Below are 19,672 nucleotides of genomic sequence, written 5' to 3'. Positions count from 1 at the left end.
CGTCGTCGCGAAGTCAGAAGCGGAACATCGCGCTCGTCGTCGCGCCGCCGCCGAGCGTCGGCGCGCGCAGCAGCGTCACGCGGCCGCGTGGCGCGTTCCACGACGTGGCGAAGAGGAGCCCCGAGGCCACGAGGGCGACGGCGCTCACGGCGCCGATGACGTCGGCGACGACGAGCCGAGACTGAAGCTCGCTCCGCGTGTCTTCCGTGTAGGCGGGCGTCCCGACGAGCTCGTCCTTGTCGGACTTGATGCCGGTAAAGAGCACCACGAAGGTCACGCCACCCACGAGGCCGGCGCCGCCGAGGATGAACGGCAACGGGCCCGGCCCGCCGGAGGCGCTAGGCGGGCTGCCGTCGTCGCGCGTTGCGTTGTCGGCCTCGTCGCTCTTTGCGTCGCGGTTCGTCGCATCGTTCGTCTTGATGCCCGCGTTCTTGTCGACGCCGGTCTTGCCGACGCCGCCCTTCACGAGGCGTTCGAGGACGGCGCTCACAGCGCGGGCGCGTTCGCCTTCGCGCGCGACGAAGACACGCTCTTGGGGCCGATGCCCCGCAACGGTGAAGCGGAAGGTGTGGCTGCCCGGATCGATGGGCGTCGAGCGGCCATCGGCGGCGGGCGAAAACGGCGCGCCGTCGAGCGTGACCGTGAAGGCGTTGAGGTCGTTGCCGAGATCGTCTTTCGCGGAGAGCACGACCGTCGGGATGCGTTCGTCGACATCGCGTTGCCAACCGGCGCAGTCCTTTTGGATGACCTTCGGGCAAGTGGGCTGCGCGCAGATCACGAAGCTCGCGCGCGCGTCGATGAGCTTGCCGCGATCGCGCTGGAGCTGACCGCTGCTCGCGGCTTCGGCGCAGACGCGGGTCATGGATTGGGCGCGCGCCGGCGCCCCGCTCGCGATGACCAGCGCCGCCGCCGCCAGTGCCATCGCGCTGCTCGGCGTGGTGCCAGCCGCGCTGTCGCGACGACGCACTCGCAGCAAGTCCATCAAGGCACCGTCAACGTGGGCGCTGCGCTTCCCATCGGCGCGCCGCCCGCGCCCGCGCCGCCAGCGCCAACCTTGAACGCGACGGTGGGCGCGACGGCCAATTGCGCGCCCTGCATCGCAACGACGCCGTAGGCAGGTCCGCCGCTTCCGCCGCCGCCTTGGCCCCCTTGCCCGCCTTTGCCGCCTTTGCCGCCGGCGGCTCCGCCGCCGAGGCCCGTGCCCGAGTAGTAGCAAGCCATGGCCGTCGCGTCGTAGTAGCAGCTACCCGCGCAGAACCCGGCGGCGCCGCCGGCGCCGTTGGTGCCAGGGCCGCCTTGGCCCCCTTGCCCGCCCGCCGCACCGTTGCCGCCGCGCCCCGTCGCGATGTTGGAGAACGACGCCGTCAACGTGCCGGGCCCGACGAGCATCACGCCCACGGACGCGCCGCCGCTCGTGCCCGGCGCGCCGGGAGCGCCACCGAGACCGCCGCAGCCGCAAGTGCCCGTGCCGCCGCTCGATGTGCCGAGACCGCCAGCGGCGCACGTCGGCGTCGCGCCGCAACCCTGCACGCAATCGGTCGCAGAGCTTCCGCCTCCGCCAGCGGCGCCGTGTTCGCCTTGGGTGCCCGTTTGGCCAGCCGTTCCAGTCGCCGGCACCCAGCCGGTGAGCGAGAAGTTGCCGACGCCAGCCGCCGTTCCGGGCGTTCCCGTAGGGCCGTCGCCGCCGCTGCTGCACGAGAAACCGTTGCATGTGCGGTTCGCGACGACGCCCGGCGCCGGGGGCGTCGTGCCGTCTCCGCCGATGCCGGCCGTAAGGTCGACGCCCGTCATTGTGAGCGACGCGCCGGACACGAAGATCGCGACGCTCGATTGTGTCGGATCCGCCTGGCCTTTCGTCGAGAGCGTAAGCGTATCGAGTCCCGCCGTGCCCGCGAAGCCCGACACCGTGACGACGCGGGCCGTGGTGGAGCGGAGCACCGTGAGCGATGAGACGCCGGGCGCGCAGTCCTTCGTCCACGTCGCGCCCGTCGCCTTCCATCCGCCGTGGATCGAGGTGGCGCTCGCGAGGGTGACTTCTTCAGCGTAGATGCCTTCGTCGAGGTAGACGTCGGTCGCCCCTTGCGTCTTCGCGAGCGCGAGGGCCTTGCCGACGGACTTGACCGGTGCGGCGCGCGTCCCGCCGAGGAGATCGTCGCCGGTGGTGCTCACGAAGACCGCCGCGGCGCCGGGCTGCGCGGCCGGATCGCAAGGAGCCGTCGGCGGGGGGAGCGGCGCTCCGTCGTCGCCGCCGTCGGCGCTGGGGGAGGTGCCCGAGTCGCTTCCCGGGCCGGCGGTCGCGTCGCCGGCGGGGCTCGGGCCTCCGTCCGTCGTCTCGGTCACGGGCGGGAAGCTGAGGCATGCGGAGCTGCCAAGCGCGAGCCAGGCCACCAACCGTCTCCGCGCGCGCCGCATCGCGCTCATGATAACGCGACTCGGGACCCTGCGGCTCCAGCGCGCTGGGCCATGGCAGAAATAGGGCCGCTTTTTGCGCTGATTTTCGTGCGCACCAGGGTGCTTCGCCAAAGCGCCCCCGTTTGCGGCGCGCACCGCGGCAGGGCGGCGCACGCTTCGGCAGGGTGTTGCACCGGTCGCGACCGATCCGCACCTGGTCCGCACGTGGCAACCACGCGTCCGCTCGTGCGATCGCGCCGATCCCCGTGCTGGTGTGGTGCTGGCCTGTAGAATGCAGCGGCATCGAGCGAACCCGCCGCCGTCTTCGACGCTGGCCCCACGCGGAGAGCAATTGGTCATGAACATCAGCACGGAACGTCACGATCGCGCCGCCGCGCCGCCCCGCGCCATCGTTCTGCGGGTCACGCTCGGCCCCGACGCGGGGACCGAGGTCGCGCTTCAAATGAACGAGCGCCTGCTCGTGGGCAGCAGCCAGACGTGTGCGCTTCGGCTCACCGATCGGCGCGTGTCGCGGCGGCACCTCGCCCTGGAGCAAACGCCTGCGGGGCTCGTGGTGCGTGATCTCGGCTCCACCAACGGGACCTTCGTCCGCGGCGTCGAAGTGCGGGAGGCGGTCGTGCGGCCCGGCGATGCCATCGAGCTGGGCGAATCGCAAATGGTCGCTGTCGATGCGGCGACGCCGGGACCGCTGCCCGCGGAGGCCGACTCCTTCGGTCGCCTTGTCGGGCGGAGCGTCGAGATGCGTCGGCTCTTCGCGCTCGCGCCGAAGCTCGCGCAGGCGAGCGCGTCGCTCTTGATCGAAGGCGAGACGGGCACCGGCAAAGAGCTCTTCGCGGAGGAGATCCACGCGCAGGGGGCGCGCTCCGGCGGGCCGCTCTACGTCTTCAGCGCGCTCTCGGAGGATCCGCAGACGGCCCTCGTCACGCTCTTCGGCTCTGTGGCGGGCGCGGCCGGCGGCGATCGTCCGGGCTTGCTCGAACTGGCGCACGGCGGAACGCTGATCCTCGATGAGCCCGGAGAGCTGAACGCGGATCTGCAGCGTCGGCTCGGCCGCGCGCTCTCGCGAGGGCAGGCGCAACGTGTCGGCAGCAACGCACCGTACTCGCTCGACGTGCGGGTCATCTCGACGTCCACAGCGAATCTCGACCGCGCCGTCGAGCGGGGCCTCTTCCGCGAGGAGCTGTTCTACGCGCTCGTTGGCGCGCGCATCGAGCTGCCGCCGCTGCGCAAGCGGCCGGAGGACGTCACGGTGTTGGCGCGTCACTTTTGGTCGGCGCTCAAGGTCGCAGGCGAGCTGCCGTTGGCGCTCGTTGCGCACCTCGAGGCGCATCCGTGGCCTGGCAACGTGCGCGAGCTCGAGAACGCCATCTCGCGGCATCTCGCGACGGGAGAGCTCGACGTGGGCGCAAGCGCGCGCCCGACAGCTCCGCCGAAGCCCAACGAATCGGGGCCCGATGTCGTGACAGAGATCTTGTCGCGCCACATGCCGCTGGTTCAAGCGAGGCAAGAGATCGTCGTGCGCTTCGAGCAGATGTACCTCGAGCAAGTGCTCCGCGAGCACAACGGCAACGTCACGCGAGCCGCCCGCGCATCGGGCCTCGCGCACCGCTATTTCCAGGCGCTCAAGGCCCGTCGCTCGCGCTGACCGCGACGGCCCGTCAGGCGGCGAGGTCGAGGTCGGGGTCGGGGTCGAGGTCGAGGTCGAGGTCGAGGTCGAGGTCGAGGTCGGGGTCGAGGTCGGGGTCGGGGTCGAGGTCGAGGTCGAGGTCGGGGTCGAGGTCGGCCCCGAGAATTAGCATGCTAATTGTCGACCGACGACGCGGGGCCCCGGGCCCCCGTCCGCGCTGGCCACGCCCGTCCGCGGCCAGCGGCCCAGCCGCGTGGGGGCGCGAGCCTCAATTGATTAGCGTGCAAAGTATCGACCCCGCCGCCGGCGGCCCCGGCCGCCGCGCCCGCCTGCCGCCCGCTAGCGCTGCTGCGCAGCGGCGCCGTTCGCGGTGGCGATCTCGGGCAAACAGACACCCTGGTTCGTGTCCACGAAGAGGGGCTTGGCGCCTTGGCACTTGCTGCCGGGCGCGCAGTCGTTCGGGTTCGACTTCGAGCAGAGCTTGAAACACGTACGGGCGTTCGTCGACCCGAGGCAGGCGTGTCCGCTCACGCAGTTGCTGAGCTCGCAGGACTCGCCCGTGGTGGCGCTGCCCAGCGCGACGCAACCCGTGCGGCCGTCGGCCTGGTCGACCACGCTGCAGCTCTCGTTGTCGGGGCACGCTTTCGGCGACAGGAGCTTGCACGGCCGGACCGGGATGCACACCGGCACCCAAAGGTTGTCGTCGACGAGGAGTTGTTTGTCGCAGACCCGATCGGCGCCGCAGCTCGCGCTCCCGAGGCAGCAGTACCGGCGGCACTGCCCCGGTGTGCCGACGCACTCGAAGCCCGCGCTGCAGTCGTCGGATGCGCGGCACTCGGCGCCGTCTTTGCCGGGGCCGGCGCTCCGGCATACCGGCGCCGGGGACGCGTTCGTTTTCTCGATGCGGCACGCGAAGCCGGTTCCGTAGAGGTCGGGCGGCGGGCCCGCGTCGGGCGTGGGGGCGGCGCCCGCGTCCGCGGCACTCTTCGCGTCGCCTCCCGCATCCGCGGAGCCAGCGTCGTAGGTCGGCGTGAGCCCGCCCGCGTCGGCGAAGTTCGGTTGCTCTGCCTTGGCGCAGTCCGGCGTCAGATCATCCGGATGGCACGTGCCCAACTGCACGAGGCAAAGCGGGCTGCCTTCGTATTTGCTCGCCGCCGGCAACGCGCCCGACGTTGTTCGCCCCGTACCCGCGTCCCAAGAGGCCCCGAACCCACGGGCGTCTCCAACCTCGGCAGCCGAATCGGCGGAGAGCGACATGCAGCCCCCTGCGAGCGCGGCGACGGATCCAAGAAAAATTAGGCGGCGAAGGAGCATCGGAGTGCAGTGGGAGCCGGTGAAGCTGGAGCCCACAAAAGGAAGCCATCCACGGAACGTGCCGGGACTCCGCATAGTGTGTCACTGAGGGAAGAAAAGACCAGAATTATCGTGGACAAGGGCCCGGTCCCGCGGGCCCCGCTCGGGCCCACCAGCGGCCTTCCGGAGGTCGACCCCATGGCGCGCGTGTCATAGCTGCTGGCAGACAGCGAGCGGAAAGAGCCCGCTTGTGCCGTCGCGTCGCAGGCCCAGCCGCCCGCGTGTGCCACTCTGACCCGCCGCGTCAGCGCGACTCGATCTCGCGCATCACCACGTTGCCCGCTGCGTCGAAGGCGCGGACGGTCACGATGTGAGGCCCTGCCGGCACGAGGCCCGTGATGTCGGTGTCGACCGACTCCTCGGCCGTGTCGAAGAGGCCGTCGGCCGGGCCGAGCGGGCGCCACTCGAGGCGGCCGTTGATGGCGACCTCGATCCTTGCGACGGGCCCCAAGCCGTCGGTGACCTTCAGCTTGAGGCGCCGCCCGTCGAGCGTGAGGCCCGCGATGACCGGCGGCGTGTTGTCGATGAACACGCTTGTCGACTCAAGGCTGTGCTTTTGCGTTTGCTCCGGCGGGTTCGACAGCTCGTCGCTGGCCTCGACGCGCACGCGGTATTTGCCTTCCGGCAACGCCTGCGTGTCCCAGTCGTATTCCGCCTTCGTGAGCACCTCACCGTCGCGCAACACGTCGCGCCACAAGGTCTGCCCCTCGCGCCGGTAGTGAAGGCGATAGCGAAGCGCGTCGTTGTCGGCGTTGTCGACCTTCCACGTGATGCGCACGACGCTCTCCCGCTTGGGCGTGTCGCCGCCGCTCGCCGTGAGCCCCTCTTTCGTCTCGCGCGTGACGCCTTTTTGCGCCGCCGAGACGTCGAGCAGCACGGGCCGCACGTTCTCAGTCACGAACGGCAACGTCACGCCCGCGAGGATCGACTTCGGATCGCGCGCAAAGCGCGCGCGCACTTGCACGAAGCGACCCGGTGGGCTCGTCACGGCGCCCGGCTGCGCGAGGGCTGCGCTCCAATCGCTCCACGTCGAGTCAGGCGTCTGCGTGTTGCCGGTGCGCGTCGACAAATCGAGGGGGCCGCTGGCGGTCCATGACAGGCGCCCGAACTTCGCGCGCAGGCCCGCATCGAAGGACTTCGAGGTCCACACGGCGCCGTCGCCGCCTTGCGCTGTCACGCGATGGAACGCCGCCGGATCGCCGCCGGCGAAGACGGGCGTGCCTTTCGCGAAGGCGATGGCGCCGATCTGTCGCTCGTCGGCGTCGGCCACGAGCGCGACGGCGTGATCGCCATCGACCGCGTAGACGCGGCCCTCGGCGCCGGTGCCCACGAAGGCGCGATCGCCCTCGAGCGCGAGCGCCATGTAGTGCGTGTCCTTGTGATCCATGAGCCGCTCGGGGCGACCTTGCGCATCAAAGCGAACGAGCAGGCCCTTGCCGGGCTTGGGCCGCGACGTCGTCGGCTGCGGCGAAGCAGGCGCTTTGCCGCCGCGACTCGGCGCTTCCGGCGGCTCGCCGTAATCGTTGCCGATGGCGTAGATCTGACCCTTGCCCACGGCGATAGCCTTCACCTCTTCGCCGGGGAAGTCGTAGAGGACCGTGGCGCGTCCCGGACCGGTCACGCGGTACAAGATGCCTTTGCCGCTCGAGCCCGCGAACAGGTCGGTGCCGTCGGTCGCGAGCGACACGATGTGAGGCTCGTCGCTCTTCCAATAGACCTGCGCGCCGCCCGCGAGATCGACGCGGAAGACCTTTCCGCCGGGGCCCGTCGCCGCAAAGAGCGCCGATTGGTTCTTGTCCCACGCGAGGGCCCAGACGTGGCTCGCGTCAAGCTTCGCCAAGACGTCGACCTTGCCGCCAGCGATCTTGAAGATCTTCCCGTCGGGCATCGACGCTGCGTAGATCACGCCGCCGGCGCCCTCGAGCATCGACGTCACGGCGAGCGCGCCGGTGTCGGCGAAGAGCGTCGCCCGATCGCCCGAGACCTTCCAGATCTTGCCGTTGGGGCTCGTGCCGACGAGGACGCTGCCGTCGCTGAGCGGCAGCGCCGAGAACGACGCCGTCGATTGCTCGAGCGAGACGGTGCCGAAAGACCAGCCCACGCGAACGGTCCCGTCGGAGGCCACGGCGACACCCTTGAGGTCGCCGCCCGACAGCTCCTCGAGCGTGTCGAGCTCGAAGGTGCGCGTGCCCACCGCGTTGGCGTCGCTCGAAAGGAGCGTCGCGCCGGAGACAACCAAGGCGCCCGCGAGCGCGCTTACGGGACACTTCATCGAAGCACCGGCCTTACTTTCACGCGCACGCGATCTCGTCCGTCGATGTAGCGGTCCATCGGGACGACGGTGCGAACTTGGGTCCAGATCGATTCGGGGGCGATGCTCGAGTTCGCCGGCCTCAGCGTGTCGAGCGCGAAGTGCGGCAACGTCGGCGCGACGTGTTGCTTGAAGGCCACGCCCGGTGTGGGCGCCTTGAACTGCACGACGAGGCTCCGGGGTCGCTCGCTCTGGCGCGCCTCGTTGGCGAGCAGCTCGCGGAGGTTCTCCGGGCTCGCCAGCTCCGGCAGCGCGCGGTAGCCGGGCAAGATCTCCAGCTCGACGTCCTTGCCGCCGAGCTCCCTGGGGATCTTCACCTCAACGTCGCGCGTTGTCTCGGGCCCTTCGAAGCTCTGGAGGCGCACGCGGATGCGCGCTGTCTCGCCGGCGTCGACGACCGGATCCAAGAGCTCCACGCCGCGGATGCGCCAGGTGTCACGCGTGTACTTTACATCGAGCGTCGCCTCGACGCGCTCCACGTGGACCGGCTCCCAGGGGTTGTTCATGGCGGCGCCGATGGCGCGGACGAGCCGCGACGCGCTCCACTCGCCGGCCTCCGGCAAGCCGCCGACGGCGACGCCGAAGTCTTCGAGCTCGAGGGTGCCGAAGCCGCGAATCGTGAGCTTCGACTTCAAGAGCCAGGTGATGTCGCGCCGATCGCTGACGGTGGCCTCGACGACGCCGCCGAGCGTCGTCGCCACGAGCGACGGCGTCATGAAGACGTCTTCGGCGATCTCGATGTTCCAGTCCTTGCGCGGCACTGTGGGCGTGTCGGTGACCGACACGTGCATCGGGATCGTCGGCGCCGTCTTCGTCTCGTCGACGACGACGGCCGTTTGCCGATCTTGCACGAGGGCGCCGAGCGGCCGCACCGCCTCGCCGACCTTGAAGCTGTGCTGCTCGCTGGCGTAGATCCACAGCACCTTCGCGAGGGCCGTGGGTAGCGCGCTGTCGCCCGCGTTCATCATCGGATGCCCGAAGCCGCAGGCGCGCGTGCCCTCCACGTGGGTCGTCGTGCCGAGGCCCATCATGGAGATGTCGCCGCGCACGAGCTGGACGCCGAGCGTTCCGCCGTTTTCGTAGTGCGATGGCGTGCCTTCCGGCGGAGGGCCGCCCTTGCCACCGCCCGCTTGCAGGGGCTCGAGGCCCAGCGGACTGAAGAGCGTCTTGGCGTAAGCGGCGGCGCGATCCGGCAGGCCGCCCATCAAGAGCGGCGTCGCCACGCGCACCGCCGCATCGGGCAAACCGCCGGAGGCGCGGGCGCCCATTTGCTTGGCGTGCGCGTCGAGATCGTATTTGCCGACGGCGCCCTCGAAGCGGTTCAAGCCGCGCGGCCGGTCGCCCGTGGGCAAGGTGCCCGCGCTCGCGACGCGCTTAGGGTCTTTGCCTTGTGGCACGGCGCGCTCGAGCGGGAAGAAGCCCGGCAAGACCGGGCGCCGCATCTCGAGGAGCATCGGCGCGATGGGCGTCACACCGGCGACGGGCTCCGCTTGAAACGACGAGAGGCTGTACGCGTAGGCGCCGGCGAGGCGTCCGTCGATGTAGATGGGGCTGCCGCTCATGCCGCGGACGTTCTTGGTGATGTTGAGCCGCGGGTGCGGCGTCTTTACCAAGATGAGATCTTGCGACGGCCTGAAGTTGTGAAGGACGCCGATAACCTCGATGTCGAACTTCTCGGGCGACGAGCCGCGGAAGACGGTGAGGCCGTAGCCCTTCATGCCCTCTTTAATCTCGTCGACGGAGATGGTCGGGCTCTTCGCTTGCCCGTGGGCCAATGGAAGGCTCAAGCCCAGGCCGACGAGCGAGCCGACCAACGAGAGCGCGAGAAGGAGAGTGCGGCGCACGGACCACCAAGTGTGACGGGTTTGCACTCGCAATGGCAACTTGGCCGGCCCCCTTTTCGCGCGTGCGCTGAACGGCTGTCCAACGGTTCGAGGCGGAGGGGCGCCGCGCCCCGATTTCGCCGTGGGCCGCCTGCCGTTTGCGGCGCACGAGACGCAGGCTTACGGTGCCGTCGATGAGGGATCTCGCTGGCGTGGTGCTCGTCGTCGCGATCCTCGCGATGGTTGTCGCGCACGTCGCCATCGCGCGGGCGCTCGTAGGCCGCGGCGAGCTTCGGCGGGCGTGCCTCATCTTCGTGGTGCCGCCGTTGGCTCCTTTGTGGGCGACGGAGCGCGGGCTCGGCCGGTGGTTTCTGCTTTGGGTGGGCGGCTTCGCGGCCTACGCGCTGATTTCGTCGCTTGCTGGCTAGGGCGCTGGCTAGGGCGCTGGCTGGGGCGGCTTCGCTGGGCGCTGCCGGGCGGCGCGGGGGGAGACTTGCGGGCGAGCCCACGCCGAATTTCGCCAGGAGGTCTTTCGACCGAGGGGAAAAGACTTCGGTGCAACGGAGGCGCGGGGGCGATAGCCTCAGCGTCCGTGATGGATCAGGAAGGCAAGCGCGACCGACCGAGCGGCGATTGGGAAGACCGCACCGAGCAGCGTGCGGTGCCGTCCGACGAGCTCCTCGACGCGATGAAACATCCCGACGTGCCCGAGGTGGTCCTCGAGGCCATCGCGCGGCGCTCGTCGATCCCGCCGGTTCACGAAGTGGCGCGCGATCCCGGCGAAGACACGGCGCGGTACCTCTTGGGGCGCGGCGCGCCCTTGGCCGCCCGCATCGCGGAGGCCGGGAGCCTTCCGCCCGAGACGGCGGCGCGCGTTCGCGTGCGCGCCGAGCAGCCGGAGCCGCTCTTTCCCGTGATCTTCATGGGCTTCCTGATGGTGGCGGCGGTCGTGGGTTGGTGGTCCTTCGGCCTCCTTCCTCGATGAACGGCGAACCTGAGCGGCCGCCGCGCCTCGGCACGCCGAGCCTCACGCTGCGATGACGCGGCGCCTCCTCGCGTTCAGCGATCTGCACGTTCGCTTCGCCGCGAACCGCGAGCTGGTCGCGGCCGTGGCGCCGCGGCCCAACGATGGGCTCATCGTCGCCGGCGACGTGGCGGAGCGCGCCGACGAGTTGGCCGCGGCGCTCGAGCTCCTGCGTCCAAAGTTCGCGCGCCTCTATTGGGTGCCGGGGAACCACGAGCTGTGGACGATGCCCGGTGAGCCGGAGCGCGGCGAAGCGAAATACCATCGCATGGTCGACGTGTGCCGCAGCCTCGGGGTCTTGACGCCCGAGGATCCCTTCGACGTGTGGGAGGGCTCGGGCGCGCCGCACACGCTGATGCTCACGGCGGGGCTTTACGACTACACGTTCGCGCCCGATGAGATCGCGGGCGATCCCGACCGCGCGCGCGCGTGGGCCCTCGAGACCGGGCTTCGTTGCACCGACGAGGAGCTGCTTCACCCCGATCCGCACGTCGATCTCGCGGAGCGCTGCGCCGCGATGTGCGAACGCGCCGAGGCCCGCATCGACGCGGCGCGGGCCAAGGACGACTTGCCGTCGGTGCTCGTGAACCACTTTCCGCTCTTGCGCGAGCACGCGGTCTTGCCGAGGATTCCGCGTTTTTCGATCTGGTGCGGCACGCGCCGCACGGCGTCGTGGATCGAGCGGGCGAAGGCCCGCGTCGTGGTCTTCGGTCACCTGCACATTCCGCTCACGCTCATGCGAAACGGCGTGCGGTACGAAGAGGTCTCGGTCGGCTACCCGACGCAAAGGCTCGCGGAGCGAACGCCCGACAGCTTCCTGCGCGAGATCTTGCCCGGACCCGCGGAGGCGCTCCCCGAGGGCTGGCGCTCACGGCGGGCCGGCTAGGGCGGCCAGGCCGGGCTCTCGCGTCGCGGCTCGCTCAGTTCTTCTTGCAGCCGTCGAGGGTCGTACCCTCGAGATCCCCGCAGCGGGTGCCCGACGGGCACTCGGTCACGCTGTGGCAGATCTTGAGGCAGCGCTTCTCGCCGTTGGTGTCGCGGGAGCAGACGCTGCCGTCATCGCACTCGCCGTTGCTCTCGCCGATGTTGTCGCAAGACTCGCCGAGGGCGTTGGTGCCACACGCGACAACGAGCCCGCTCAAGACGATGAGCGAGAAAATGAGCTTTCCCATGGTCGACGGACCTCTCGGGCGGCGTTTGTAAGGGCGCGAACTACTTGGTCTTCTTCGCGTCGGGCGCGGTGGCGCTGTACCCCTCGGGGTGCACCGGGAAGACGGGCGTGCCCATGGCGCGACGCTCGCGCTTGTTTCGCTTGCCGCTGGTGGTGGCCTTGCGCTTGCGAATCCGCTCGAACTGTTGCGTCGACGAAACCATGGTCGTTTTCCTTGAAAGCCGCGGCGAAAACCGTGGGCCGCGCTTTATGCAGGGTCTCGCCCCTCGAGTCAAGGGAGCTGGCGCGAGGGGGACGCACGTTGGTTCTTGCGGCTAGAAGACCTCAATCTCGGCCCGGGCGGAGCAGGGGCTCCCACAGACCCTTCCGGCGGTGCGTTCCTGGTACCTGAACTGCAGCCGACCCGCGGCTAGCGCGCCCGTGATTCGTTGCGTGCTCTCCCACGTACAGCCGTCGGACCACGGGTACGAGGTGGAGAAGCACACGTCCACTTCGCCCGCTCTCGTGGAGCCTCGGTATTGGCGCGCCCCGAAGGTGACGAGCGCGGAGCCGTCACCGGGGCATGAGTAGTCGAGTCGTCCGAGTGCGCCACGTCGAAACGGTGTGTCGACGAAGCACGCCGGCGAGGACATCACGAAGGAAAGTACCCGCAAGGCGCGCGTGCAAAGGCCGTCGCCGCCAACGAGCTCCGCAAGGCAAAGCGGAGGCGCCGCGTCGGCGCCAGCCTCGACGCCGGAGTCGAGCGGCGCCGATTGGTCGACAAGTCTCGCGTCGGCGGACGCGTCCATCGGCGAGCCTTGAGCGGTCTCAACGTCGCCTGGTGACGTTCGTGCGCCGCACGCCGCGACGGGCGTTGTCGCAAGGGCCCACCCGAGCTTCAACCACCAGCGGTCCATCCGTTGACCATAGCCCATCGAAACGGGAGCGCTTCGCGCAAGCGCTGCCGACGCGCCACGCGTGCGGCGGCGGGAGCGGCGGACGCGTCGGCCCGAAGGTGCAAGAGAGCTCAGCCAGTTGTGCTTTGTCGGTCGCCAGCCCCGATCGAGAGCCGCGACAAGCCCGTGCTGCACCACGAGGTCGATGCGCTTCTGGCGGGCGCAACACCGCTCGCGGAGAACGAGGTGTTCCACGTCTTCGAACTGAGCAGACCTTGGACGCGTGAATGCTTGGAGTTGGCAGAAGGACGTCGCCCCGCTCCCCCGCACGCAGACCCTACGGCGTGATCAACCCCAGCTTCACCGGCGCGAGTGACACAACGGCGCTCGTGGCCTTGTCGCGGAGGACCACCGCGTCGAGGCCGCCGGCGCCCGCGGAGTGCGCCGCCGTGTAGTTGGTGCAGAAGCCCGCCGAATTTGCGGCGAGCACGTACGTGCCTGGCGCGCCCACGACGACGCTGTCACGAAAGTCATCGCTGCCGCTCAAGTTGCCGCACGTGGGGCCGGTGAGATCGCCCCAGAGGCCCGTGGCGTCGGCCACGATGGTGTGGAGGGCGCCGTCGCTCTCGGTGACTTCGAACGCGATGGCGTAGTTCACGTACTTGTTCGAGTCGAGCGGGCCCACCTCATCGCATCCAATCGAGAGGATGCGCGCTGCGAAGGTGCCGCCGTCCACCGGATTCGGTAGCCAGGCTGGCGGGAAGGCTTCTCCCTGAAATCCACGCGTCACGAGGATTCGATTCGAGTCGGAGTCGGAGATCAGAAGCTCGCCGCTCGGCGTCACGGTCAGGAACATCGGGGCCGTCAGGCTCGCAGGGAGCGGGCCGAGCACGACGCCCACGCTCGATGGCGATCCGATGACCGTCGTGACCTCACCGCTCGGCGTGATCCGCCGCACCGTGTGGTTCGCCTCCTCGCCGACGTAGACGTTGCCAGCCTTGTCGACGGCGAGCCCCATCGGCCACTTGAAGCGCGCGGCCGCGCCGACGCCATCCGCGTAGCCTTCGACGTCGGGCGCGCCGGCGAGCGTGGTCACGGCCGCCGTGGGCGTGATCTTGCGGATCGTCTGCGAGCAGTCGTCGGCGACGTAGAGCGCATCCGCACCGTCGACCGCGATCCCGGCCGGGCAGTTGAGGCGCGCGACGTCACCGGTCGCATCAACGTGCCCGCCTTGGTCGGCCTTGCCCGCGAACGTCGACACGTCACCGGTCGGTGTGATCGTTCGGACCGTGTGCGCATCGAAGTCGCTCACGTAGATCAGGCCCGCCGAGTTCCGCGCGATGCCCCAAAGGGACTTGAAGCGCGCCGTCGTGCCGGGCCCGTCGTTCGTGCCGGCCTGCTCCGAGGCTCCCGCGAGCGTCGTCACCGCGCCGGCCGGCGTGACTCGACGCACGGTGAAGGTGTCCGCCACGTAGAGGTTGTCGCTCTTGTCGATGACCATGGCCGTTGAGCCGTAGAAGCGCGCCGCGTCACCGACGCCATCGACGTGTCCGCGTTGACCGGCCTTCCCGGCGAAGGTTGTCACCACGCCGCCCGGCGCGATCTTGCGGATGGTAAAGTTGTTGTTGTCGGCCACGAAGACGTTGCCGGTCGAGTCGACCACCGTTCCCGATGGATAGCCAAAGCGCGCGGCGGTCCCGGTGCCGTCGGTGCTCCCGCTGGGCGGCTCCGAGGCATCAACGCCGCCTACGAGCGTCGACACGGAGGCCGCGATCCGTCGCACCGCGTGGTTTGCCGTGTCGGCCACCACGAACGAGCCTCCGGGCTCGAGCGCCAGCGCCGATGGCGCGAAGAAGGTAGCGCTGTTGATACTCCCGTCGGAGTAGCCTTTCCCGTAGGACTTCCCCGCCACCGTGCTGACGACCCCGCCGCTCGTGGCGCGCCGAATCGCGTGGTTGCCCGAGTCGGCGATGGTCAACGTCCCTGCACCGTCCACGGCCACGCCCGTCGGAAACGCGAGGCGCGCCGCCGTCCCGTTGGAGTCGGTCGTCCCTGTTTGCCCTGCGGAGCCGAGGAAGGTCGTGACGACGCCGCCCGACGAGATGGAGCGAATCGTGTGGTTGTTCCGGTCCGCCACGAAGACCGTGCCGCTCGCGTCGATGGCGAGGCCCGTGGGCTGCGAAAAGTGCGCCGCCACGCCCATGTCGTCGACGTTGCCGGGCGTGCCCGCGGTGCCTGCGAAGGTGGAAACGTTGCCGCCCGCGAGCCTGCGGATCGCGTGGTTGTCACGGTCGGCCACGTAAAGATCGCCGTTCGACGCGAGCGCCAGGCCCGTCGGCGCGTTGAAGCGCGCGGCCCCCGGGGCGCCGTTCGCGGTGCCCGCTTGCCCGGCGGCGCCGGCGAGCGTCGAGACGACGCCGGCGGAGCTCACCGCGCGGAGCGTATGGTTCCCGGAGTCGGCGACGTAGAGCGTCCCAGCGCCGTCGACCACGAGGCCGCGCGGGTAGTGAAAACGCGCGCTGTTGCTCGGACCGTCGACGGCGCCAGGAACGCCGTGTTGTCCAGCGACGAGCGACTGCACGCCTGCCGGCGTCACCTTGCGGATGGTGTGCTGGAACGTGTCGCTCACGTACACGTTGCCGGCGGAGTCGACCGCGACGCCAGAAGGAGCGGTGAGGAATTCGGCAGCCTCTCCAACCTTAGGGGCCGGGCCGCCGGCGAGCAGCGTCAGCTCGGCCGCGCCTGGGGTGCTTGCGTCACCGGAGTCGGGGGCCGACACGGCATCGACGGTCGCTCCGTCGTCGGTCACGCTTGCGTCACCGAGCGCCGCGCCGCCGTCGACCGCGGCTTCCGCGCCGGTGTTGCTGTCGTCGCCGCATGCGTACGGCGTGAGCGCGAGCAGCAACGCGAAGGCGGCGCGTGAACGCACCCAGGTGAACCCAAACCGCTGCGTGCCGTTCGCCATGGCTCCTCCGCGAAGGGAGGAGGTTAACGGATTCGCCGGTGCCCCGCACTTTCCGCGGGAACCAGCGTCACCCCGCCTGCGACTGCGAGAGCTCGGTCACGCCGAAAACCACGGCGCGCATTCCCGATGGCAGTTCCACGCATGCGCCAGAGGCGCAGCCGCCGTTGAGGCTCACGCCGTCGCACGCGTCGCAGACGAAGAGCTCGCGCTCGTAGACATGGGGGTGGAGCCCGTCGAACTTACCCAAGCCCGAGTGCGATCTTGAGGCCGCGATCTAGCTGGGCACGTACCCGCGAAGGCAGGCCCCCGACGTGTTCGTCGAGGAACGATTCGGCGAGTGTCATCACCTGACAGACGAGCGCCACTGACTCGCGATCAAGGCCCGTCTCCTCCGCGCGCAGGAGGAGGTTTCCCACCGCGCGAGCCCGTTTGAGATTCGATGTCAGGGGCACAACCATCACCGTCCTCAAGGCCGACGCGTTCAGGAGGTCGTCTTGCACCACGACGACGGGCCGTCGAAGGGCAGGGGCCGAGCCACGAGGCTCTCCAAAGTCGGCCCACCAGACTTCGCCCCGCCTCACCATTCGACCTTCGCCAGCGCGGCCCGCGTAGCCTTGTTTCGAAATTCGCTGACGTCATCCCCATCCGCGCCGAACGCTGCGTCGTAGGACGCTCGAATGGCGGTTGCCTGCTCATCTTCGAGGAAGCGGCGCAAGGCACGGGTCACCAGTTCGCTGCGCGAAATGCCGAGCTTCTTCGCAAAGCGCTGCGCCTGCTTGTAGACGTCATCGGGCATGGAGATGGCCGTCTTCATGCCTCGAGTATAACTGTGGTTATACCCGTCGCAAGGCCACGAGGTCTCCGGCTACCGCTCGTTGGCGTTGAACAGGCGCGTCAACACGGTGCTCTTCACGGCGACCTGCTCCACCGTGTACGCGCCGTCCGCGCCGTGCGTTTCGAGCGCGCCAGCGCCGCAGCTCGAGCCGACCTTGCCCAGCTCCTTGGTGCCGTGAAGCAGCGTGAGTCCGTAGTGCGGCTGCGTGTAGCGGCAAGCCGGCGGTTCGACTCGCACCGTCAAGAGCGTCGCGTTGTCGAGCATCTCGGCGACCTCGGCCTTTCCCGTGAGCGCCGCTTTGTCGGTGTGCGGCGGTACGGTGCGCTGCATCTCGATTTTCGTGACCGCGTCGGGCCCCCAGAACCGATCGCTCAAGGTCATCGGCTCCTCGCGCACCTCGGTGATCTTCGCGAGGTCGAGGCTCACCCGCAGCTCGGTCGTCCCTTTCGTCGCGGCACCGAGGCCGCACGCGGATGAGATGTCGACCTTTACCTTGCCAGAGGCATCGAGGAGTTTGAGGTCGATGCCTTCGATGCTCCCGCAAACCGGGCGACGCTCGTCCACCGGTTTGATGGCCGCGAGCAGCGTCTTCACCTTGGACGCTTTCGCCACCGTCACGGTCTCCGTCGCCACGCCCCGCCGCGTCTTGCTTACGCGCACGGCCACTACGTCAGCACCCAGGTCCGTCGTACGGAGCTCGTCGGAGGTCGTGTCGTCGCTGGGTTCAGGCGACGCGGTTTCTCCAGCGGCGCCGCATCCGAGAGCCATCGACAGGCAAACCCAACCCAAACCGACCAGCGCGAGCTTCATGGCCCGCACGGAGCACCAGTCGTGCCAGCGCCGCGGGGGTGCGTGGCGTCAGGGCTTCCGCGAGCCTGCCGCGCGCAACTCGCTCGAGGCTGCGCTTGAGGCGATCGCAACTCGAGCCGCCGTGACCCGTGAGGTGTGGAACGCTGCCCGGAAATGACCAACGGCGCCGCTCGGATCGAGCGACGCCGCCGGGGAAGCGAACGGATAGCGCGAAGCGCCGATCAGCTCAGAGCGGACGAATCGTCACGGGGAACGAGTAGGTCTCGTCGGCGAAGGCGGGGACCTTCGCCTTGCCGAGGGCCGCTTTGACGCAACCTTCAGCCGGCTTGCCCGCCGCACCACCGGAGACGGAAACGCTCTGGACCGCGCCGCTCGAACCGAAGACGACGTTCGCCTTCGACACGGGATCGTCCGGGCCGAGGCACTCGCGCGCCTTCATGAGCACCGCTCCGATGGCGCCTTGAACTTGACCCTGCGACGGCTTCGGCTGGCGACCTGCGGTCGACTCGGCCGGCTCCATCTTTTCGTTCTTCTTCGCGTCTTCGGGACCGACGCGCTTGCGCATCTCGTCGGCGAGCGAGCCGCTGAGGCCCGTGATGTTGCCAGCCTTCTCTTTCGCTTCGGCCGGCGCCTCGGCTGCGGCGACGGGTTTGCCTGCGGACTTGGCCACGGCCTTGGCCGCGTGCTTGCCCTTGGGCGCATCGACGGCTTCCGGCGCGGCGACCGCGACGGGCTCTTCTTGCTTGGGCGCTTCGACCGTGGGTGCGGCGGGCGGCGTGGGCGCTTGCGCGACCGGAGGCGGCGGGGCGACCGCGACGGGTGCCGCCGCGACCTCGGCCTTGCGAGCGTTCGAGACGTAGAAGAACGCACCGGCGGCCATGGCGCCGAGGGTGGCGACGAGGCCGAGGCCAATGAGGATGCCTCCGCCCTTCTTCTTTTCTTCGCGCTGCGGCGAGGGCATCGGCACAGCCGAGACCACGGAGACCGCGGGGGCAGCGGCCATCGACGTCGGGATCGCGGCAGCGACGGACGTGGGCGGGGCTTCGGCGCGGGGGCTCTGAGAACCGGGAGCGACGGGCGCCTGGGAAATCGGCGCGGGCATCGCGGGGCCTGCCGGCACGTCGTCAAAGAGTCCGTCTTTTGCGAGGGCCGTCGCTTGCGCGCGGTCGACGGCGTTCGGATCGCTCTGGGCGATCGACTTCAAGTCGACCATGCCCGAGTCGCTGTCGGCGGCAGACCAGGGGCCAGCGCCACCAGGCGCGCTCGGCCAGGAGAGCGGGTTGCTCGCGGGGGCGCTGTGGGGACCGCTCTTCAGCGAATCCGGAGCCGCGCCCGCCGACGGAACCGTCGACGGAGGAGGTGGCGTTTGTGCCAGCTTCGCCAACTCTTGGAAGCTCGTTCGATCCCGCCGCCGCTCGACCTGCTGCGTCATGCTGCCCTCCGACTTTCCCCCGGCACGAACCGAGGAGGGCGCTTCTATACCCTCGAAACCTACACCGCGCACGGAACCCGAAACGTTTTCTTGGTTTTCGCCATCAACCGCCGGAAATGGCTCACTAAATAGCGCGTCCGACGGCGCCCCATCGGTGGCCGCCACGAGGCGGTTTCGCACCGCCGTCACGGCCTCCTCGACGGCCGGCGACGCCACGGGCCAGTCGCCCAGCGCGCGGTCCAAGTCGATTTTAGCCGTAGGTTTCGTGCTCATGGCTTACCGCCGCTCTCCTTCGTCCAGCTCGAACCCGCGCTCGGCGAGAAGCTCCTTCAGTTTGCGCCTGGCTTCGTGAACGCGCCACGCGATCGTGCCCGGAGGCGCGCCGAGGATGGCCGAAGCCTCCTCGTGCGAGCGGCCGTCGACGCATACGAGGATGAGCGTCGTTCGGAGCGTCTCGCTGAGCCCATCGAGGCCCTCGCAGAGCGCCCCGTAGAGCTGCTTACGCTCGGCGTTACCCTTCGGATCGACGCCCGGGTGGCCGTCGGCGAGCAGGCCATCGAGCCTCGGATCTTGGACGTCCACGCCCGTCCGCGAGCTGCGCCGCGCGCGCAGCACGTTGAGCGAGAGGTTGACGGCGATGCGGTAAATCCACGTGTACGGCTCGCTCCGGCCGTCGAAGCGCGCGAGTGCTTGGTAGGCGCGAACGAAGGTCTCTTGCGCGACATCCTCGGCTTCGGCGCGGTCGCGGAGCATGTGAAGCGCGAGGCGATGGATGCGGCCGTGATGGCGGCGCACGAGCTCGTCAAACGCTCCCCGGTCGCCGGTACGCGCGCGGTCAACGAGATCACGATCGGTGGGGGGGGCCATGCGTAGTGCGGACGGTAGTGCGGACGCCGTCACGTTCGCCATCGCGCGCACCATCGCTGGCGAGTGCGTTCGCCCGCGCCGGAACAGGTCCGACGTGAGCGCGAGGCCGTTCGGGGACGTGGACGATACCGCAAGCACATAGGTTCCGACAAAGAAACGCGGGGTTT

The 19,672-nt window shown here is 69.6% G+C and carries 20 protein-coding genes; 4 read left to right on the top strand and 16 right to left on the bottom strand.

Going from position 1 to position 19,672, the window contains the following annotated elements:
• Positions 1-13 precede the first annotated feature (13 nt).
• Complete coding sequence (locus IPG50_12710; protein MBK6693044.1) at positions 14-982, bottom strand: hypothetical protein; 969 nt, start codon at positions 980-982, stop codon at positions 14-16.
• Positions 982-2,340 carry a hypothetical protein gene (locus IPG50_12705; GenBank protein MBK6693043.1) on the bottom strand — a complete coding sequence of 453 codons (1,359 nt, stop codon included), beginning with the start codon at positions 2,338-2,340 and terminating at the stop codon, positions 982-984. The genes IPG50_12710 and IPG50_12705 overlap by 1 nt, the downstream gene beginning before the upstream one ends.
• Positions 2,341-2,749: 409 nt before the next feature.
• Here IPG50_12705 and IPG50_12700 point away from each other — a divergent pair, with 409 nt between their 5' ends.
• Positions 2,750-4,057 (top strand): sigma 54-dependent Fis family transcriptional regulator, encoded by a 1,308-nt coding sequence (locus IPG50_12700; GenBank protein ID MBK6693042.1) that lies wholly within the window; start codon positions 2,750-2,752, stop codon positions 4,055-4,057.
• Between the two features lie 13 nt (positions 4,058-4,070).
• On the opposite strand, the gene IPG50_12695 is transcribed toward IPG50_12700, so the two are convergent.
• From IPG50_12695 to IPG50_12680, 4 genes are all read right to left on the bottom strand, one after another.
• Positions 4,071-4,211 (bottom strand): hypothetical protein, encoded by a 141-nt coding sequence (locus tag IPG50_12695; protein ID MBK6693041.1) that lies wholly within the window; start codon positions 4,209-4,211, stop codon positions 4,071-4,073.
• Positions 4,212-4,378: 167 nt separating this feature from the next.
• Positions 4,379-5,353 carry a hypothetical protein gene (locus tag IPG50_12690; GenBank protein ID MBK6693040.1) on the bottom strand — a complete coding sequence of 325 codons (975 nt, stop codon included), beginning with the start codon at positions 5,351-5,353 and terminating at the stop codon, positions 4,379-4,381.
• Positions 5,354-5,636: 283 nt separating this feature from the next.
• Complete coding sequence (locus IPG50_12685) at positions 5,637-7,664, bottom strand: hypothetical protein (GenBank protein MBK6693039.1); 2,028 nt, start codon at positions 7,662-7,664, stop codon at positions 5,637-5,639.
• Positions 7,661-9,547, bottom strand: a complete 1,887-nt coding sequence (locus IPG50_12680; GenBank protein ID MBK6693038.1) for a hypothetical protein — start codon at positions 9,545-9,547, stop codon at positions 7,661-7,663. Before IPG50_12680 ends, IPG50_12685 begins: the two co-directional genes overlap by 4 nt.
• Positions 9,548-9,720: 173 nt before the next feature.
• Between IPG50_12680 and IPG50_12675 the strand changes: the two genes are divergently transcribed.
• The 3 genes from IPG50_12675 (at position 9,721) to IPG50_12665 (ending at position 11,436) form a co-directional block, all read left to right on the top strand.
• Positions 9,721-9,954 (top strand): hypothetical protein, encoded by a 234-nt coding sequence (locus IPG50_12675; protein ID MBK6693037.1) that lies wholly within the window; start codon positions 9,721-9,723, stop codon positions 9,952-9,954.
• 164 nt (positions 9,955-10,118) lie between these two features.
• On the top strand, positions 10,119-10,511 hold the full coding sequence (locus IPG50_12670; GenBank protein MBK6693036.1) for a hypothetical protein: 393 nt from the start codon (positions 10,119-10,121) through the stop codon (positions 10,509-10,511).
• A gap of 52 nt (positions 10,512-10,563) precedes the next feature.
• Positions 10,564-11,436, top strand: coding sequence for a metallophosphoesterase (locus tag IPG50_12665; GenBank protein MBK6693035.1), 873 nt, complete (start codon positions 10,564-10,566; stop codon positions 11,434-11,436).
• A 34-nt stretch (positions 11,437-11,470) separates the two neighbouring features.
• Here the strand turns inward: IPG50_12665 and IPG50_12660 are convergent, their stop codons facing one another.
• The 10 genes from IPG50_12660 to IPG50_12615 all read right to left on the bottom strand — a co-directional run bounded on the left by IPG50_12660 (position 11,471) and on the right by IPG50_12615 (position 19,505).
• Positions 11,471-11,722 carry a hypothetical protein gene (locus tag IPG50_12660; GenBank protein MBK6693034.1) on the bottom strand — a complete coding sequence of 84 codons (252 nt, stop codon included), beginning with the start codon at positions 11,720-11,722 and terminating at the stop codon, positions 11,471-11,473.
• 40 nt (positions 11,723-11,762) lie between these two features.
• Complete coding sequence (locus tag IPG50_12655) at positions 11,763-11,924, bottom strand: hypothetical protein (GenBank protein ID MBK6693033.1); 162 nt, start codon at positions 11,922-11,924, stop codon at positions 11,763-11,765.
• A gap of 111 nt (positions 11,925-12,035) precedes the next feature.
• The gene (locus tag IPG50_12650) at positions 12,036-12,617 is read right to left on the bottom strand and encodes a hypothetical protein (GenBank protein MBK6693032.1); all 582 of its coding nucleotides are present in this window, start codon (positions 12,615-12,617) and stop codon (positions 12,036-12,038) included.
• A 316-nt stretch (positions 12,618-12,933) separates the two neighbouring features.
• Positions 12,934-15,561 carry an SMP-30/gluconolactonase/LRE family protein gene (locus IPG50_12645; GenBank protein MBK6693031.1) on the bottom strand — a complete coding sequence of 876 codons (2,628 nt, stop codon included), beginning with the start codon at positions 15,559-15,561 and terminating at the stop codon, positions 12,934-12,936.
• Positions 15,562-15,628: 67 nt separating this feature from the next.
• Positions 15,629-15,808: a hypothetical protein gene (locus IPG50_12640; GenBank protein ID MBK6693030.1), complete on the bottom strand. Its 180-nt coding sequence runs from the start codon at positions 15,806-15,808 to the stop codon at positions 15,629-15,631.
• Entirely contained in the window at positions 15,801-16,142 is a 342-nt protein-coding gene (locus IPG50_12635; GenBank protein MBK6693029.1) for a type II toxin-antitoxin system PemK/MazF family toxin, read from the bottom strand. Before IPG50_12635 ends, IPG50_12640 begins: the two co-directional genes overlap by 8 nt.
• Positions 16,139-16,375, bottom strand: coding sequence for a ribbon-helix-helix protein, CopG family (locus tag IPG50_12630; protein ID MBK6693028.1), 237 nt, complete (start codon positions 16,373-16,375; stop codon positions 16,139-16,141). The genes IPG50_12635 and IPG50_12630 overlap by 4 nt, the downstream gene beginning before the upstream one ends.
• 51 nt (positions 16,376-16,426) lie before the next feature.
• Entirely contained in the window at positions 16,427-17,206 is a 780-nt protein-coding gene (locus tag IPG50_12625) for a hypothetical protein (protein ID MBK6693027.1), read from the bottom strand.
• A 226-nt stretch (positions 17,207-17,432) separates the two neighbouring features.
• Positions 17,433-18,911: a hypothetical protein gene (locus IPG50_12620; protein MBK6693026.1), complete on the bottom strand. Its 1,479-nt coding sequence runs from the start codon at positions 18,909-18,911 to the stop codon at positions 17,433-17,435.
• A 3-nt stretch (positions 18,912-18,914) separates the two neighbouring features.
• On the bottom strand, positions 18,915-19,505 hold the full coding sequence (locus IPG50_12615; GenBank protein ID MBK6693025.1) for a sigma-70 family RNA polymerase sigma factor: 591 nt from the start codon (positions 19,503-19,505) through the stop codon (positions 18,915-18,917).
• Between the last annotated feature and the right edge of the window lie 167 nt (positions 19,506-19,672).

The organism is Myxococcales bacterium, from assembly GCA_016703425.1.
Classification (GTDB): domain Bacteria; phylum Myxococcota_A; class Polyangia; order Polyangiales; family Polyangiaceae; genus JADJCA01.
Note: the sequence above shows the minus strand (reverse complement) of the source record. Positions and strands in the feature narration are given on the sequence as shown.